Source organism: Mesorhizobium sp. WSM4935 (assembly GCF_029625735.1).
Classification (GTDB): domain Bacteria; phylum Pseudomonadota; class Alphaproteobacteria; order Rhizobiales; family Rhizobiaceae; genus Mesorhizobium.
Genome location: NZ_JARTVR010000008.1, coordinates 224,252 through 239,581, shown reverse-complemented (window position 1 = coordinate 239,581; position 15,330 = coordinate 224,252). Strand labels below are relative to the sequence as shown.

General features: G+C 64.7%; 14 protein-coding genes. 1 reads left to right on the top strand and 13 read right to left on the bottom strand.

From position 1 onward, the window contains the following. Nucleotides 1-32 precede the first annotated feature (32 nt). The 7 genes from P9273_RS19985 to P9273_RS19955 all read right to left on the bottom strand — a co-directional run bounded on the left by P9273_RS19985 (nt 33) and on the right by P9273_RS19955 (nt 8,124). Nucleotides 33-1,019, bottom strand: a complete 987-nt coding sequence (locus tag P9273_RS19985; protein WP_278050435.1) for a 2-dehydropantoate 2-reductase — start codon at nt 1,017-1,019, stop codon at nt 33-35. Then, nucleotides 1,019-2,548 (bottom strand): acyl--CoA ligase, encoded by a 1,530-nt coding sequence (locus tag P9273_RS19980; RefSeq protein ID WP_278050434.1) that lies wholly within the window; start codon nt 2,546-2,548, stop codon nt 1,019-1,021. Before P9273_RS19980 ends, P9273_RS19985 begins: the two co-directional genes overlap by 1 nt. A gap of 50 nt (nt 2,549-2,598) precedes the next feature. Then, nucleotides 2,599-4,185, bottom strand: a complete 1,587-nt coding sequence (ggt, locus tag P9273_RS19975; protein ID WP_278050433.1) for a gamma-glutamyltransferase — start codon at nt 4,183-4,185, stop codon at nt 2,599-2,601. Nucleotides 4,186-4,207: 22 nt separating this feature from the next. After that, nucleotides 4,208-5,008, bottom strand: a complete 801-nt coding sequence (locus P9273_RS19970; RefSeq protein ID WP_278050432.1) for an ABC transporter permease — start codon at nt 5,006-5,008, stop codon at nt 4,208-4,210. After that, entirely contained in the window at nt 5,005-5,928 is a 924-nt protein-coding gene (locus tag P9273_RS19965) for an ABC transporter permease (RefSeq protein WP_278050431.1), read from the bottom strand. Before P9273_RS19965 ends, P9273_RS19970 begins: the two co-directional genes overlap by 4 nt. Continuing rightward, the gene (locus P9273_RS19960; protein WP_040998175.1) at nt 5,925-7,004 is read right to left on the bottom strand and encodes an ABC transporter ATP-binding protein; all 1,080 of its coding nucleotides are present in this window, start codon (nt 7,002-7,004) and stop codon (nt 5,925-5,927) included. Before P9273_RS19960 ends, P9273_RS19965 begins: the two co-directional genes overlap by 4 nt. A 79-nt stretch (nt 7,005-7,083) precedes the next feature. Then, complete coding sequence (locus P9273_RS19955) at nt 7,084-8,124, bottom strand: ABC transporter substrate-binding protein (protein WP_278050430.1); 1,041 nt, start codon at nt 8,122-8,124, stop codon at nt 7,084-7,086. Between the two features lie 233 nt (nt 8,125-8,357). On the opposite strand from P9273_RS19955, the gene P9273_RS19950 reads away from it, so the two are divergent. Further along, on the top strand, nt 8,358-9,056 hold the full coding sequence (locus P9273_RS19950) for a GntR family transcriptional regulator (RefSeq protein ID WP_278050429.1): 699 nt from the start codon (nt 8,358-8,360) through the stop codon (nt 9,054-9,056). A 15-nt stretch (nt 9,057-9,071) separates the two neighbouring features. On the opposite strand, the gene P9273_RS19945 is transcribed toward P9273_RS19950, so the two are convergent. The 6 genes from P9273_RS19945 to P9273_RS19920 all read right to left on the bottom strand — a co-directional run bounded on the left by P9273_RS19945 (nt 9,072) and on the right by P9273_RS19920 (nt 15,285). After that, on the bottom strand, nt 9,072-10,142 hold the full coding sequence (locus tag P9273_RS19945; RefSeq protein ID WP_278050428.1) for an ABC transporter ATP-binding protein: 1,071 nt from the start codon (nt 10,140-10,142) through the stop codon (nt 9,072-9,074). A gap of 61 nt (nt 10,143-10,203) precedes the next feature. After that, a complete protein-coding gene (locus P9273_RS19940; RefSeq protein WP_278050427.1) occupies nt 10,204-10,812 on the bottom strand; it encodes a cupin domain-containing protein in 609 nt (202 codons plus the stop codon). Between the two features lie 279 nt (nt 10,813-11,091). Next, nucleotides 11,092-12,162 (bottom strand): ABC transporter substrate-binding protein, encoded by a 1,071-nt coding sequence (locus P9273_RS19935; RefSeq protein ID WP_278050426.1) that lies wholly within the window; start codon nt 12,160-12,162, stop codon nt 11,092-11,094. Between the two features lie 27 nt (nt 12,163-12,189). Continuing rightward, nucleotides 12,190-13,008 carry an ABC transporter permease gene (locus P9273_RS19930; RefSeq protein ID WP_278050425.1) on the bottom strand — a complete coding sequence of 273 codons (819 nt, stop codon included), beginning with the start codon at nt 13,006-13,008 and terminating at the stop codon, nt 12,190-12,192. After that, complete coding sequence (locus P9273_RS19925; protein WP_278050424.1) at nt 13,005-13,892, bottom strand: ABC transporter permease; 888 nt, start codon at nt 13,890-13,892, stop codon at nt 13,005-13,007. Before P9273_RS19925 ends, P9273_RS19930 begins: the two co-directional genes overlap by 4 nt. A gap of 109 nt (nt 13,893-14,001) precedes the next feature. Further along, the gene (locus tag P9273_RS19920; protein WP_278050423.1) at nt 14,002-15,285 is read right to left on the bottom strand and encodes an NAD(P)/FAD-dependent oxidoreductase; all 1,284 of its coding nucleotides are present in this window, start codon (nt 15,283-15,285) and stop codon (nt 14,002-14,004) included. Nucleotides 15,286-15,330: the final 45 nt, after the last annotated feature.

Genomic DNA, 15,330 nt, shown 5'->3' with positions numbered 1-15,330 from the left:
AAAGGACCAGACTAGAACAAAACAGGAACAAACTACAAGGGAGAATAACACCCGCGCTCGATTGCCAGCCGCCGCACCAGCGCCAGCACGCTGTCCATGGTCGGCGTCGGCTGGCCGGTCAGGCGGCCGAGCTCCTGCACGGCCGTGACCAGCGCATCGATCTCCATCGGGCGGCCGCGTTCGAGGTCCTGCAGCATCGAGGTCTTGTGCTCGCCGACATCGCCGGCGCCCTTGATGCGCCGGTCGACGGGAATGAGGAAGCGCACGCCGAGGCGTTCGCCGATCGCCTGCGCCTCCAGCATCATGGCGCGGGCGACGGCGCGTGTGCCTTCGTCTGCGACGATCGCCGCAAGCGTCGCGCCCGTCAGCGCCGAGATCGGGTTGAAGGAGAGATTGCCCCAAAGCTTCACCCATATCTCCGAGCGGATGTCCTCGCGCACGGGGGCCTGCAGCCCGGCCTTGACCATTTCGCGCGCAAGCGCGTTGGCTCGCTCACTCTTCTCCCCCGACGGCTCGCCCAGCGAAAAGCGCGTGCCTTCGACGTGGCGGATGAGGCCGGGCGCATCCACCTCGACGGCCGGATACACGACGGAGCCGATGACGCGCTCGGGCCCGATCCGCTGCCAGATCGCACCGCCTGGATCGACCGCGTCGAGTCGCCTGCCTTCGAGCGCGCCGCCCGCCTTGTGGAAATACCACCAGGGCACGCCGTTCTGCATGGTGACGACGGCTGTCCCCTCGCCCAGCAGCGGCGCGATCTCGTCCAGCGCAGGCGCCAGCGAATGCGCCTTCAGCGCCAGCACGACATAGTCCTGCACGCCGAGTTCCCCGGCATGCGCCGCCGCTTTCACCTGCGCCACCGTTTCCTTGCCGTCCTCGATCAGGCGAAGCCCAGCGGCCTTGATCGCCTGCAGATGCGCGCCGCGCGCAACGATCGACAGATCGACCTGGCCGGCGATCGCAAGCTTGGCGGCAAGATAGCCGCCGATGGCGCCGGCGCCGAAGACTGTGATGCGCATCAGCCGAGACCGAGCTTGGCTGCGAGACCGATGCGCTGCAATTTGCCGGTCGCGCCCTTCGGGATCTCCTCGAGGATCACCACCTTGCGCGGCACCTTGAAGTCTGCGAGCCGGTTCGACGCAAAGCCACGGATATCAGACTCGCTGGCGCTCTGGCCTTCGCGCAGCACCACGGCAGCGGCTACTTCCTCGCCGAGCTTGTCATGCGGCATGGCGAACGTGACGACCTGAGCCACCGCCGGATGGTCCATCAGCACGCCGTCGACCTCGAGCGGCGAGATCTTCTCGCCGCCGCGATTGATGATCTCCTTCAGCCGGCCAGTGACGCGCAGGTAGTTGTCCTCGTCGAGCACGCCCTGGTCGCCGGTGTGAAACCAGCCATGGGCGAAGGCGCTGGCATTGGCGTCCGGGTTCTTCTCGTAGCCGGCGGTGACATTGGGGCCGCGAATGACGATCTCGCCGATCTCGCCGGCTTTGAGCAGCCGCCCGTCCGGCGCCATGACGGCGACTTCCGGGCCGGCCGACGCTCCGACACTGCCGGGCTTGCGCAGTCCGGGGGGCAGGCGATTGGACGCCATCTGATGCGCGGCCTCCGTCATGCCGTAGGCCTCGATGACCGGGCAGCCGAAGGTGGCCTCCAGCTCGGCCATGACTTGCGCCGGCAGCGAAGCCGACGACGAGCGGATGAAGCGCAGCTTTGCCCCGGCAAGCTGCTCGGGATTGCGGGCGGCGCGCGGCAGGATCGCCTGATGCATGGTCGGCACCGCGGTGTACCAGCTGGGCCTGGCCTCTGCGAGCCACTGAAAGAAGCGCAGCGCGTTGAAGCCCGGCGTGCAGAAGACGCTGCCGCCGGCGGCGAGCGAGGAGAGCACCGCGGCGATCAGCCCGTGGATATGAAACAGCGGCATGATGTTGAGGCAACGGTCGGCCGGCGCCAGACCGAGCGTCGCGCCGATATGCGCCGCCGACGCCGCGAGGTTGGCGTGGCTGAGCGGCACGAGTTTCGGACGCGACGTGGTGCCGGAGGTGTGCAGAAGGAGAGCCGTGTCGCCGTCCTCGGCCAGTCCGGACGAAACAGGCGGGCCAACCGGATCGCCTTCGATGATGAAGACGCCAGCCGGCGCGCCCTCGGGGACCACCAGCCGTAGTACCGGGATGCCGAGGCGCCCGGCAACTTCGACCGATGGCCCCTGCTCTTCCTTGCCGACGACGACCGCCTTGACGCCGATATCGCTGAGATAAAAATCAAGCTCGTCGGCCCGGGAGGCCGGATTGAGCGGCGCGGTGGAGGCTGCCGCCGCCACGGCGATGAAGGCCGTGGCCATCTCCGGGCCGTTCGGCAGCACGATGGCCACGCGGTCACCGCGGCCTATGCCGAGCCCATTTAGCCGCGCCGTGGTATCGCGGACCAGGCGGCGCAGCCCACCATGCGAGAGCGCTGTCCGTTCGGGCGCGGCGATGGCCGGCGCATCGTCGGCGCCGGGCGCGAGGCGATGGGCGAGATCGGTGGCGTTTTGGCTGTTTGTCATGGTTCCAGACTATGTTTCGAACGATCGGCCTATGTCCAGCAAAGGGCTGCTCAGTATCCAAGCGCCAACCCGTCCTTGCGTGGATCGGACGCGCCGGTAAGAGTGCCCTTTTCCCAATCGATCAACACCGCTTGACCGCCGCCCAGCGGGTGACCGGGCTCGACCACTTTGTGGCCAAGCCGGCGCAGACCTTCGATCGTCTCGGCGCGCACGCTGCGCTCGGCCTCGACGACGTCGTGATTGTAGAACACGCGCGCCGCATCGATCGCCTGCTGCGGGTCCATGCCGAAGTCGATCATGTTGGTCAAAAGATGCACATGGCCGAAGGGCTGGTAGCCGCCGCCCATGACGCCGAAGGGCATCATGGCGCGGCCATCCTTCGTCATCATGCCCGGCATAATCGTGTGCAGCGGCCGCTTGCCTGGCGCGATCGCGTTCGGGTGCTTCGGATCGAGGCGGAAGCTGGAACCACGGTTCTGCAGCACGACGCCGGTCTTCGGACCGACAACGCCGCTGCCGAAGGAGTAATAGGTCGAGTTGATGAAACTCACCGCGTTGCGGTCACGGTCGACGACGCTGATATAGACCGTGTCGCTGCCCGGAAGATCGAGGCGCGGCAAATGGGTCATGGCGCGCTCAGGGTCGATCGCAGCGCGCAAGCTGTCGGCATAGGTGCCCGAAAGCAGCGCGTTGACCGGTACGTCGACATGGTCCTGGTCGGCGAAAAACGCATCGCGATCCTGGTAGGCGAGCCGGCCCGCCTCGATCTCGATATGCAGGCGCGTGGTGCCGCCCGGATCGAGCTTGCCCAGATCGAAGCCCGAGAGCAGGTTCAGCATCAAAAGCGCGGTCAGGCCCTGGTTGTTCGGCGGCATCTGGTGGATGCCGTAGCCGCGATAGGAGGTGCTGACCGGGGTCCGGTAGTCGCCCTTCGTGGCGGCGAAATCGTCGAGCGTATGCAGGCCACCAAGCGCGCGAAGCCGTCCGACGAGGTCGCCCGCGACCTCCCCTTCATAAAAACCGGCGCGGCCTTTTCTGGCGATGATGCGCAAGGTCTCCGCCAACTCTGGTTGGCGATGGATATCACCCGCCTTCGGCGGCTTGCCGCCAGGCAGGAAGATGCGCGTTGCCACCTCATCGGCCGCTAGGTCGGTCTCGGGGTCCTCCCAGTCGAAGGCGACGCGGTCATGCACCACATAGCCGTCTTCCGCGTAACGGATGGCCGGGGCGAGCGCGTCTTCAATACCCTTGCGGCCATGGTCTTCCAGCAGCCGGCACCAGGCGTCTACGGCGCCTGGAATGGTGACCGCGTGCGGGCCCTGTTTCGGGAGCTCGTTGAAGCCATTCTCCAGATACCAGTCGACCGTCGCGGCCTTGGGCGCGCGACCGGAGCCGTTGAAGGCAAGCATATTGCCCTCGCCCTTCGGGCAATAGAGGACAAAACAGTCGCCGCCGATGCCGGTCGATTGCGGTTCGACCACCGCCTGCACCGCCGCCGCGCAAACCGCGGCGTCCATGGCGTTGCCGCCGGAGCGCAGCATGTCGATGGCCGCAAGCGTGGCGAGCGGATGCGATGTCGCGGCCATGGCCTCGGTGGCGCGGACCGGCGAGCGGCCTGGAAACTGGAAGTCACGCATGCTGTTCTAGGTATCCCTGCATTCAACGTCCGCGGCCGAAAAGCTGGGCGGCGGACAACAAGACGATCGATAGCACGATCAGGCAAGTCGAAATGGCGGCGATCGTCGGATCGATCTGGTCGCGCAGGGCATTGAACATGCGCCGCGTCAGCGTCGTGGTCTCGCCGCCCGAGATGAACAGCGACACCACCACCTCGTCGAAGGAGGTGATGAAGGCAAACAGCGCGCCCGAGACGATCGAGAATCTTATTTGCGGCATCGTCACCTGGAAGAAGGCGGAGAAGCGGCCCGCGCCGAGGCTGCGCGCCACCATCTCCTGGTTTATGTCGTAGGATCTCAGCCCCGAAAGCACGGTCAGCACGACCAGCGGCAGCGCCTGTACCGTGTGCGCGATGACGAGGCCGGTCAGCGTGTTGTTGAGGCCGATACGGGCATAGAGGAAAAAGGTGCCGATGCCGATCAGGATGACCGGGATGATCAGCGATGCGGTGAGCAGCGCGTTGATCGCGCCGGTCAGCCGCAGCGTGCGGGCGTTGATGGCGTAGGCCGCGGCTGTACCGAGCAAGGTTGCGGCGATCGCCGTCATCACTGCAACCTTGACCGACACGATGGTGGCGTCGCGCCATTCGACCGAGCCGAAATAGCTTTCATACCAGCGCAGCGACCATTCCTGCGGCGGGAACTGCAAGAGCGACGAGCCGGAAAAAGACATGATAACGATGATCACCGACGGGGCCATCAGGAACAGCATGACGAGGCCGCCGAGCGCGTAAAGCCAAAGGCGTTGCCGATGCGAGATGGGCAGGCTGTTCTCCATGCTCATCGCTCACTCCAAACTCCGGTGGCGCGGGTGCCGAGCAGCCAGTGGAAGAGGCCTAGCAGAGCCAGCGTGACGGCGAGCAGCACGACGCCAAGCGCTGCGCCCGCGCCCCAGTTGGAATAGAGGCTGGTGGCCTGCTCCATGCGCATCGCCCACATGATGACCTTGCCGCCGCCCATCAGCGCCGGCGTGACGAAGAAGCCGAGGCACAGCACGAAGACGATGACCACGCCGGAAGCAAGGCCGGGCAGCGACAGCGGCAGGAAGATCTGTCGGAAGGTCGCGGTGGGGCTGGCGCCGAGATTCATGCCGGCGCGCAGGCAGTCGGTGTCGATGCTCTTCATCGAGGCGTAGAGCGGCAGCACCAGGAAGGGCAGCATAATGTGGGTCATGCCAATGACGACGCCGGCGAAATTATTGGCGAGCGGCAGCGGCTGGCCGATGACGCCGAGGTCGATCAGCCATGTGTTCACCAGCCCCTTGCGCTGCAGGATGACCAGCCAGGCATAGGTGCGCACCAGCACCGAAGTCCAGAACGGCAGGATGACGAAGATCAGACAGACTCCGGCGGCGCGGCGCGGCAACTGCGACAGCATATAGGCCAGCGGATAGCCGAAGAGCACGCAGGCGCCGGTGACGGTGAAGGCCACCTTGAAGGTGGTGACGAAGGTCTTGATGTAGGACGCCTGCTCGAAGAAGCGCGCATAGTTCGAAGCGCTGAGCTGGCCTGTCTCGTCGAACAGCGAAAGCCAGAACAGCCAGCCGATCGGCACGATGATGACGGCGAAGACCAGAAGCAGCCCGGGCGACAGAAGCGCTAGCAGGCCGCGCGATTCCCGCCGGGCATCGGCGCGCAAGGCACCGGCGTTGATCGCCCTATCGGGCCGGCCGGCATGATCGAGACTGGCGGATGCGACGCTCATTGGTCGGCCACCAGAACGACGTCCTGCGCATCGATGCCGAGCGTGATCGGCTCGCCCGGCGCCGGCAGTTTCGCGAGCACGTCGGGACGGCAATAGTCGCGCAACGTCACCTGGCGCCCGTCCTTGAGCGTCGCATAACAGACGAAGCTGTCGCCTTGATAGATGACGTCGCCGACCGTCGCCGCGAGCGCATTGACGTCGCCGGTGGGTTCGCCTGCCACCACGCGCAGCTTTTCCGGTCGCACCACCATCGAATACCGGCCGGGGGAAGGCATCGGATCCTTCATGCGCAGCTTGCCGCCTTCATGCCAGACGCCGCCATCGCGGCATTCGACCGGAATGAAGCTGGATTCGCCGATGAAGCCGGCAACGAACTTTGTCTTCGGCCTGGCGTAGAGCGCTTCAGGCTGATCGATCTGCTCGATGCGTCCGGCATTCATGACGGCGATGCGGTCCGACATGGTGATCGCCTCGCGCTGGTCGTGCGTGACGTAGACAGTCGTCATGCCGAGCCTTCGATGCAGGTTGCGCAGCTCGATCTGCATGTGCTCGCGCAGGCTCTTGTCCAGCGCCGACAGCGGCTCGTCCATCAAAACGATGCGCGGCTCGAAGACGATGGCGCGGGCCAAGGCCACGCGCTGGCGCTGGCCGCCGGAGAGCTGGTCGACGCGGCGCTCGCCGAGGCCCTTCAGTTGCACAAGATCCAGCGCCCGCTCGACGCGCTCTGTCGTTTCAGCCGCAGATACGCGCCGCTGCTTCAGCGGAAAGGCAATGTTGTGGAAGACGTTCATATGCGGGAACAGCGCATAGTTCTGGAACACCATGCCGATATTGCGCTTATGCGGTGGCATGGTGATGATCTCCTCGCCTCCGACCTTGATGGAGCCGGCATTGGCCCGCACAAAGCCGGCCAGAATCATCAAGAGCGTCGTCTTTCCCGAGCCGGATGGCCCGAGCAGCGTCAGGAATTCGCCCGCCGCCACATCGAGGCCAAGATCGTGCAGGACCGACAGGCCGCCGAAGCGCTTCTCGATACCGCTGATGCCGATGGGAAGCGCGGACTGCGCGAGAGACAAGAGCATCTCCTTCAACTCCGGATCATTTTGGCGGAACGACGCGGAGCGGCGCCGCGTGGACACCGCTCCGATAGGGTCGCTATTGCTGGATCAGGTTGTTGAACTTCTCGGTCGCCTCGACGAGTGTGTCGCGCCAGAATTCCGGATCCTGCAGCACCTGCTTCTTGACGTTCTCGGGCGAGGAATTGATGTCCTTGATGCGGTCCTGCGGGATCTTGCCGGTCTCGAAGGCCTTCTCGTTGGCCGGGCCGTTATCGACATAGAGAGGCAGGTTGGCCTGGAGGTCGGGACTGACGAATTTGGCCAGCGCCTTCATCGCGATATCCTTGTTCTTCGAGCCCTTCGGGATGACCATGCAGTCAGCGGTGAGCACGCCCTGATCGAAGGAGAAGCTGACGGGTGCCCCTTCCTTCTTCAAAGTGCCGGCACGGCCGTTCCAGATGCTGGCCATGTCGACTTCGCCATCCTTGACGAGTTGCATGGCCTGCGCGCCGGAGGTCCACCAGGCATCGATGTGGCCGCGGATCTTGTCCACCGACTGCAGCGCGCCGTCGATGTCGACAGGATAGACCTTGTCGATCGGAATGCCCTTGGCCAAAGCCGCAACGCTCAGCGTTTCGGTCGACTGGCTGCCGGAAAGCGCGCGGCGGCCGGGAAATTTCTCGACGTTCCAGAAATCGGCCCAGGTCTTCGGCCCTTTGTCGCCGAAGACGTCGGTGCGGTAGATCAGCACCACGGAGGTGTAGGAGATGCCGACCCAGTCGTCATGGACGAGCTTCGGGTTGATGCCGCTCTTGTCGATGACGTTGTAGTCGAGCTTCTCGAACAGGCCTTCCTTGGAGCCACGCGCGCATTCGTCGGCGCCAAGCTCGGTGATGTCCCATTTGACGGCGTTGCCGGTGACCTGCAGGCGCACGTCGTCGAGACCGTTGGTGGTATCCTGCTTGATGGTGATGCCGAGTTCCTTGGCCGCCGGATCGAAGAAGGCCTTGGTCTGCGCCTCCTGATAGGTACCGCCCCACGAGGCGACGGTGATTGTGTCGGCGGCGGACGCCGGAACGGCGACCGTGGCGAGCAGCCCGGCGATCGCCAGGCCATGGATACAGAGTCTCTTCGTCATTTTCGCTTCTCCAACCGGTGTTCCCGTTATCGTTGATTTGGTATGCGAATTTGTATACAATTTTGAGTGTAATTTTTCGGAGACCGATGTCAACTCGGGTTTTCGTGTTTTTGGTTAGGGCAGAGAATGGCGATTCCGCCGGAGCAATTGCCTCCGACGAACGCTCCTGTTCAAGCATGGCCTAAAACGAACTAAGCTCGCGAATCCGTGACGCAATGTTGGAGGCGGAACGCTTGAAAGAAAGAAAGAACACGCTGCGCGACTCGGTGTTCGAGAAGCTCAAGGCGTTGATCATCACCGGCCAGATCCCGCCGGGCGGCCGCGTGACGGAGAACGAGATCGCCGAGCGCCTCAACGTCAGCCGCACGCCGGTGCGCGAGGCCTTCAACCGGCTGGAGCGCGACGGGCTGGTGATCGGGCGCCCGCGCCAAGGCTATGTGGTGGCCGAGTTCAACCTGACCATGTTCCGCGAGGCCTTCGACATACGCGAGTTGCTCGACGGGCGCGCGACGGAACTGGCGGCCGCCAACGCGACTGCCGCGGACAAGGCGAGGCTGCGCGAGATGCTCGCCGAATGCGAACGGCTGGCGGCGATCCCGGACCGCAGCACCAGGGAGAAATTCGAGGAGTTGCAGGTCGGCATCGACCTGCACCGGGTGATCGCCGAAATCAGCGGTAACGAGATGCTCCACGGCATGCTCTGCGGCATTCTCGACAAATGCCAGCAATATGTCTGGACGGAGCTTCTGTGGCTGGACGAATGGAAGCTCACCCGCGAGGAACATGCCGGCATCGTCGACGCGATCTGCGCCGGAGATGTCGCTTTGGCAGGCGAGCGCGCTCGCGCGCATGTGCGCGGCTCGCGTGAGAACATCCTGCGCCTGCTGCAGGCCAAGTCCGACTATCAGGGATTCTTCGCCAAGGCGTCGTGAGCCAGCGCTATCCTATCAGTTGGAAAGCACAGGGCAGTTGGCGCCGCGCCTCAAGCTGACATGCGCCACGTCGCCGACGCCGAATTGAAAACCGTCGGCGCGGCGTGGCGCATCGATGACGATCGGAGTCCCCTGCCCTAACTCGACATGAAGACGCAGAGTCCGGCCGTGGAAGACGACGCCGCTGACCCGCGCCGGCGCGGTGCCTTCGCCAGCCTCGCTGACTACCAGAAGATCCTCCGGGCGCACGCCGATGGTGCGGGTGTCGCCGGCGACGAGCGTCTCGCCGGTGTCTGAGGTCGCCTCCAGCGGCAGGTCGCCGGCGGCAAAGCGCAGGCGCTCGCCGTTGCGGCCGAGAAAGCGCGACTGCAACAGGTTCATCGTGCCGATGAAAGAGGCGACAAACCTTGTCGCGGGACGATCGTAAAGCGCGGCCGGCGGGGCGATCTGCTCGATCCGGCCCTTGTTCATGACGACGATGCGGTCGGAGATCGACAGCGCCTCGGTCTGGTCGTGCGTGACCATGACGAAGGTGGTGCCGAGCCGCGACTGCAGCCGCTTCAGTTCCACCTGCATCTGCTCGCGCAAATGTGCGTCGAGCGCCGACAGGGGCTCGTCGAGCAGAAGCACGCGCGGCTCACAGACGATGGCACGGGCGAGCGCGACACGTTGGCGCTGTCCGCCGGAAAGCTCGGAGATACGGGCGCGGATCTTGTCGGCCAGGCCGACCATCTCGAGCGCCCCGCCGATGCGCTTGGCCTGCTCGGTGCCGGTGAGCTTGCGCAGCGACAGGCCGAAGCCGACATTGGCCGCGACATCCATATGCGGGAAGAGCGCATAGTCCTGGAAGACGGTGTTGATCGGGCGATCGAAGGGTCGCAGCCCGGTAATGTCGCGGCCTTCAAGCAGGACGTTGCCGCTACTCGGGCTTTCGAAGCCGGCAATGACGCGCAGGCTCGTGGTCTTGCCGCAGCCGGACGGGCCAAGCAGGGTCAGGAACTCGCCGGGAGCGATGTCGAGATCGACGCCATCAAGGCCAACGATGCCGCCCGGAAAGACCTTCGAGACTCTCTGCAGCCGAACCAACGGTTCTCGCAATTCCGGACGGAAAACCGCTTCACACTTTTCCTGGAATTGCTCTGGGGCATCAGGCGCCATCGCGCACCTCGGAAGGCTTCGTGGTGTTGACCCAGAGGATCTGGCACTGCTCGGCGCCAGGGTTGCGGAAGGCATGCAGCAGCGTGCTCTTGAAGGCAAAGCTGTCGCCCGCCTTCAGCACATAGGTCGTGGCGTCCACCACCAGCTCGGCCTCCCCGGTCATGACGAAGCCGAATTCGTGGCCGGCATGGGCATAGGCTTCCGCCGTGCCGCCGCCGGCCTCGACCGTCACCAGCATGCCGGTGAGCGTCGCGGCGGGCGGCGACAACAGCGCCTTGGCGATGCCTTCGGATTTCACCGGGATCGCGCGGCGCTTGTCGGCGCGCACGCAATAGAGGTCGTTGACCGCTTCATTGCCGTCGGCGATCAGCGCTGAAGGTTCGATGTCCAGCGCCGCCGCCAGCGGCCAGATCACCTTGACGCGCAGCGATGACATGCCGCGCTCGATCTGGCTGAGCGCGCCGATGGAGATGCCGGCCTTCGCCGCAAGCTCGGCCAGCGAGAGGTTGCGCTCCAGGCGCAACGCCCGCACGCGCCGGCCGACGCGGATGTCGGCATCGTCTTTCGATTTTGTCGCCGCTTCGTCAAGAACATCCATTCGCTCGTCCCTGTTGCAGTCAATCAGGCCGGCTTCTGACCAAGCCGCGTTGATGATTGAGTTCCTATCTTGCCAGACGCCGGCGCTGCCCCTCATCGCCCTGCCGGGCACTTCTCCCCGTATAGAGACGGGGAGAAGGGGCCGGCCGCGGCCCTGGCGCTTTTCCGGCAAAGCTGGTGATTGGCGAAATCGCCCGCGACAGCGCCCCTCTCCCCGTCACTATCGGGGAGAGGATGCCGGCAGGCAGGTGGGGGGCAGCACCAGCTTCGGCAATTGGCCTTAACCCCCGGCTTTCACTTTCTCGAACATCTTGGCCACATCGTCATTCTGCTTCATCGGACCGGTGAAGATGGTGCTCTTCAGCATCACGTCCGGATCCGCCGGCAGCTGCAGCTTGTCGAGCTCTTCCTTCGACACGCCGGCGAAAGCGGTCGAGAGCGAGCTGCCATAGCCGTAGGACTGGATCAGGAATTTCCCCGAGTCGGCATCGAGCCGGCTGTTGATGAAGTCGTAGGCGAGATCGATGTTCTTGGCATCCTTCAGCATGACGAAGCCGCAGGCCCAGGTCAGCATGCCTTCTTTCGGCTTCATGAACTCAACCGGCACGCCCTGCTTCTTCAGCGACGTGGCGGACGCGTTCCAGGTCATCGCCGCGACCAGTTGGCCGCTTGCCAGCGCCTGCTCGACCGAGGTCATGTCGGTGGTATAGCTCGACAGCAGCGGCCGTTGCTCGCGCAGTTTTGCCGCCACCTTGTCCATCTGCTCCGGCGTCATGTCGAAAGGGTTCACGCCCGCCAGAAGCGCGGCGACGATCGGCGTGTCATGCACGGCGTCGATGGTCGCCATGCGGCCGGCATATTGCTTGTCCCACAGAAGGTTCCAGCTCGCTTCGGGGTTCTTCACCAGATCGGTGCGGTAGAGGATCGAGGTGTTGCCCCAGTCCCACGGCACCATCCACACCTTGCCGTCGCCGGCCTGCAGGTCGGGCAGGTTCTTGAACACCGGGAAGATCGAATCCCAGTTCTTGATGCGCTTGGTGTCGATCGGCTGCAGCAGGCCTTCCTTGTTCCAGCGCGCCACCTTGTCATAGCAGGGATGCGCGATGTCGGGCCGGAAGCCGGCCTTGACCTTGGTGAAGGCATCGTCATCGTCGCCGAAGATCGTCGCCTCGACACCGTCCGGATGCGCGGCAAGGAAGCTCTTGTTGAAGTCGGGCAGCTCGTAGCCGGACCAAGTGAAATATTGCAGCTTGTCGGCGGCCAGAGCGACCGTCGACGACAGCGCAAGCGCCAGCGCGGCAAGGCCCGCCCGGGCGTTGCATCCGGTGATTGACTTCAGGTGGAATGTCATTTTCGTTCTCCTCTTCTTTGTTGTGGTTCAGGCTGGATTGCGGCGCGCGGCGCCTAGGCCGCGATGGCGAAGGATTTCGGCTGAGCCGGCGATGATGAAGGACGCGGTGAGGATCACCGTGCCCAGCGCCATCACGGTCGGCAACGAACGCGGGAAGCGCAGCTGGCTCCAGATGTAGAGCGGCAGCGTCGGCTCGGTGCCGGCGAGGAAAAAGACCACGATGAACTCGTCGAAAGAAATCAGGAAAGAGAGCATGAAGGCCGACAGCACGGCCGGCGCACTCAGCGGCAGCATGACGCGCCGGAACGTCGTCCAGTCGGACGCCCCGAGGTCGAGCGCCGCCTCGCGGATCGTCTTCGGGATAGCGGCGAAGCGGCTGCGCATCACCACCACCGTCGTCGGCAGCGCAACGAGGATGTGACCAAGCACGATCGAGACACGCGATGGGCCAAGACCGATGAGATTGACCAGGATCAGGAGCGAAATGCCGACGATGACGCCGGGGATCAGGATTGGCAGCCGGGCGATGGCGCTGATGGTGGCGGCGAGCGGCGAACGGCCGTAGAGGTCCATATAGGAGACGGTGATGCCGCAAAGCGTCGCGCCGAAGGCGGCGATGACGCCGATGACAAGGCTGTTGGCCAGGGCGCCGGAGAGCGCCGGATTGCCATAGAGCGTGCGGTACCAGTCAAGCGTGAAGCCTTGCAGCGGGAATGCCGCCTGGATCGAATTGTTGAAGGAAAACAGCGGGATCAGCAGCACCGGCAGATAGAGGAAGACGAGATAGCCAAGCACATAGAGGCCGAGCCAGCGGCCGTCGTTGTTAGTGTCAGCCCGGGCGCTCATGTGCGGCTGCCAAACCGGCGGTCGGCGCCGCGCGCTACGAGCACCACGCACAGGATCACCAGCATGACGCAGACCGAGAGTGCTGCGCCGAAAGGCCAGTCATTGGCCTTGCCGAACTGCGACTGGATCAGCGTGCCGATCATGGTGCTGGCCGGGCCGCCGACCATGGCCGGCGTGACATAGTCGCCGACGGTCGGCACGAAGACGACGAGCGCCGCGGCCAGCACGCCCGGCATCGAATTGGGCAGCACGACGCGGCGGAAGCTGGTGAAGGGCCGCGCACCGAGATCAGAGGCGGCTTCGAGCAGCGATTTCGGGATCGTGTCCAGCGCCACGTAGATGGGGAGGATGGCGAAGGGCGCGTAAGCGTGGGCGAGCGTGACGACTACCGCGGCCGGCGTGTTGAGAAAGGCGAGCGTCGGCTCCGACCAGAGGCCGGTCTCGATGAAGGCCGAGTTCAGCACGCCATTATAGGCAAGCACGATCTTCCAGGCGAAGACGCGCAAGAGATAGCTGGTCCAGAACGGCAGTGTGACCAGGAAGAGCAGCAGGTTGCGGCGACGACCGGCATGGAAGGCGAGGTAATAGGCAACCGGATAGGCAGTGACGACCGTCGCCAGCGTCACCAGGCCGGCAATGACCAGCGAGCGCAGCGTCACCGTCCAATAGAGCGGATCGGTGGCGACGGTGACGAAGTTCTCCGCCGTCAGGCCGACCCCGAGAAGCGAACCGTCATTTCCCCTGAAGGCGAGGAAGACCACAAGGCCGAGTGCGAACAGGATCAGGAAGAATGTGACCAGCCCGCCCGGCAGCAGCATGGCGAAGCGGAAGACCGGCGAGATGCGGGTTTCCGGCGATGGCCGCGCTGCAACGATGGTGGACATATGACCGCCTTTTTCGGGGCTGCCCATCGATTTTTTTGAAATCGACCAATGCTTTTTCATATTCATGAAACTGTCAAGCAGAATCGCTTGTGCACCGCATTTGTTGGGCTCAGCGCTCGAAGGCGTCCAGCATGCGATACCAGGTGATTGCCGCGGCGACGCCGACCTGGCGAAAAGCATGGAACGGGATCGGCCGGATCGGCGACAGCGGGAACGGCAATTGCCTTGCATCATCGCTGGCAAGATAATTCGCCATGCGCTTGCCCAGCGCGCTCATCAGCCCGACGCCCCTGCCCTGGCAGCCAACGACCGCGAGCAGGCCCTTTTCCGGCTCATGCAGATGCGGCAGGTGATCCGGAGTCAGCGCCACGCGGCCGAACCAACGCTTTTCGATGGCGATGCCGGCAAGCGCCGGATAGAGGCGGATGAGCGCGCGTTCGCAATGCGCCCAGTCGGCAGAACTGGAAGGCAGCGCCATGCGGCCGCGGCCGCCCAGCACCATGCGGCCATCGGGGCTTTTGCGGTAGTAGACCAGGATGCGACGGGAATCGGAAACGGCCTGCCCGCCCGGCAGGATGCTTGCGGCAAGCTCGGCCGGGAGCGGCGCGGTGGCGATCTGGAAGGAATGCAGCGGCACGATTGTTTGCGCAAGGCTCGGCAGAAGACCGTCGGTATAAGCGTTGGTGGCGAGCACGACCGCCTTCGCGCGCAGCTCGGTCCCATCCTGTGTCGAAACCAGCCATAGGCCGGCCTCCTTCCCGAGTTTCACCACCTTCTGGTGTTCGGCGATCTTAACGCCGGCGGCCGAGGCGACGCGGGCGAGTTCGAGCGTGTAGGACAGCGGATCGATGACGCCGGCGCGGCGGTCGAGCCAGCCGCCAAGATAGCCTTTGGCGCCGGTCATCGCCGCGATCTCGGTCCGGTCCAGCAGCTCGACGTCGGCGCCGCGCGCCCGCCATTGGCGGTCGCGGTTGGCCGCGGCCTTCAGCGCGGTCTCGGTGTGGGCGGCCTGGATCCAGCCGTTGCGGGTGAACGGCACGGCGAGCTTCTCGTTGCGGATCACATCGAATACCGCATCAGCCGTTGAGGCGGCGAAGTCGACCAGAGCCTCGCCGCGCTCTTTGCCGAAATGCTCGATCAGCCATTCAGGATCATATTTGAGGCCGGGAATAACCTGGCCGCCATTGAGGCCCGAAGCGCCCTGCCCGATCGCGCCGGCGTCCAGCACCTGGACCGAGAGCCCGGCGCGAGCCGCATGCAGCGCGGTCGAAAGGCCCATAATGCCGCCGCCGACGATCACCGCATCCCGCCTACCGCCGGCCGACAGTTCCGACTGAAATGCCGCGGCTGCCTGCGGCTTTTGCCAGATCGGATCGGAAAAGGCTGCGGCCAAAGAGGTCACCTACGCGCTGGAACTTCGTGAAAATCCTATTGCCGA

Bases quoted from the DNA above. Each gene is read 5' to 3' on its own strand.
- P9273_RS19985 (WP_278050435.1), bottom strand. From the start codon at position 1,019: ATGCGCATCACAGTCTTCGGCGCCGGCGCCATCGGCGGCTATCTTGCC.
- P9273_RS19980 (WP_278050434.1), bottom strand. From the start codon at position 2,548: ATGACAAACAGCCAAAACGCCACCGATCTCGCCCATCGCCTCGCGCCC.
- ggt (WP_278050433.1), bottom strand. From the start codon at position 4,185: ATGCGTGACTTCCAGTTTCCAGGCCGCTCGCCGGTCCGCGCCACCGAG.
- P9273_RS19970 (WP_278050432.1), bottom strand. From the start codon at position 5,008: ATGAGCATGGAGAACAGCCTGCCCATCTCGCATCGGCAACGCCTTTGG.
- P9273_RS19965 (WP_278050431.1), bottom strand. From the start codon at position 5,928: ATGAGCGTCGCATCCGCCAGTCTCGATCATGCCGGCCGGCCCGATAGG.
- P9273_RS19955 (WP_278050430.1), bottom strand. From the start codon at position 8,124: ATGACGAAGAGACTCTGTATCCATGGCCTGGCGATCGCCGGGCTGCTC.
- P9273_RS19940 (WP_278050427.1), bottom strand. From the start codon at position 10,812: ATGGATGTTCTTGACGAAGCGGCGACAAAATCGAAAGACGATGCCGAC.
- P9273_RS19935 (WP_278050426.1), bottom strand. From the start codon at position 12,162: ATGACATTCCACCTGAAGTCAATCACCGGATGCAACGCCCGGGCGGGC.
- P9273_RS19930 (WP_278050425.1), bottom strand. From the start codon at position 13,008: ATGAGCGCCCGGGCTGACACTAACAACGACGGCCGCTGGCTCGGCCTC.
- P9273_RS19925 (WP_278050424.1), bottom strand. From the start codon at position 13,892: ATGTCCACCATCGTTGCAGCGCGGCCATCGCCGGAAACCCGCATCTCG.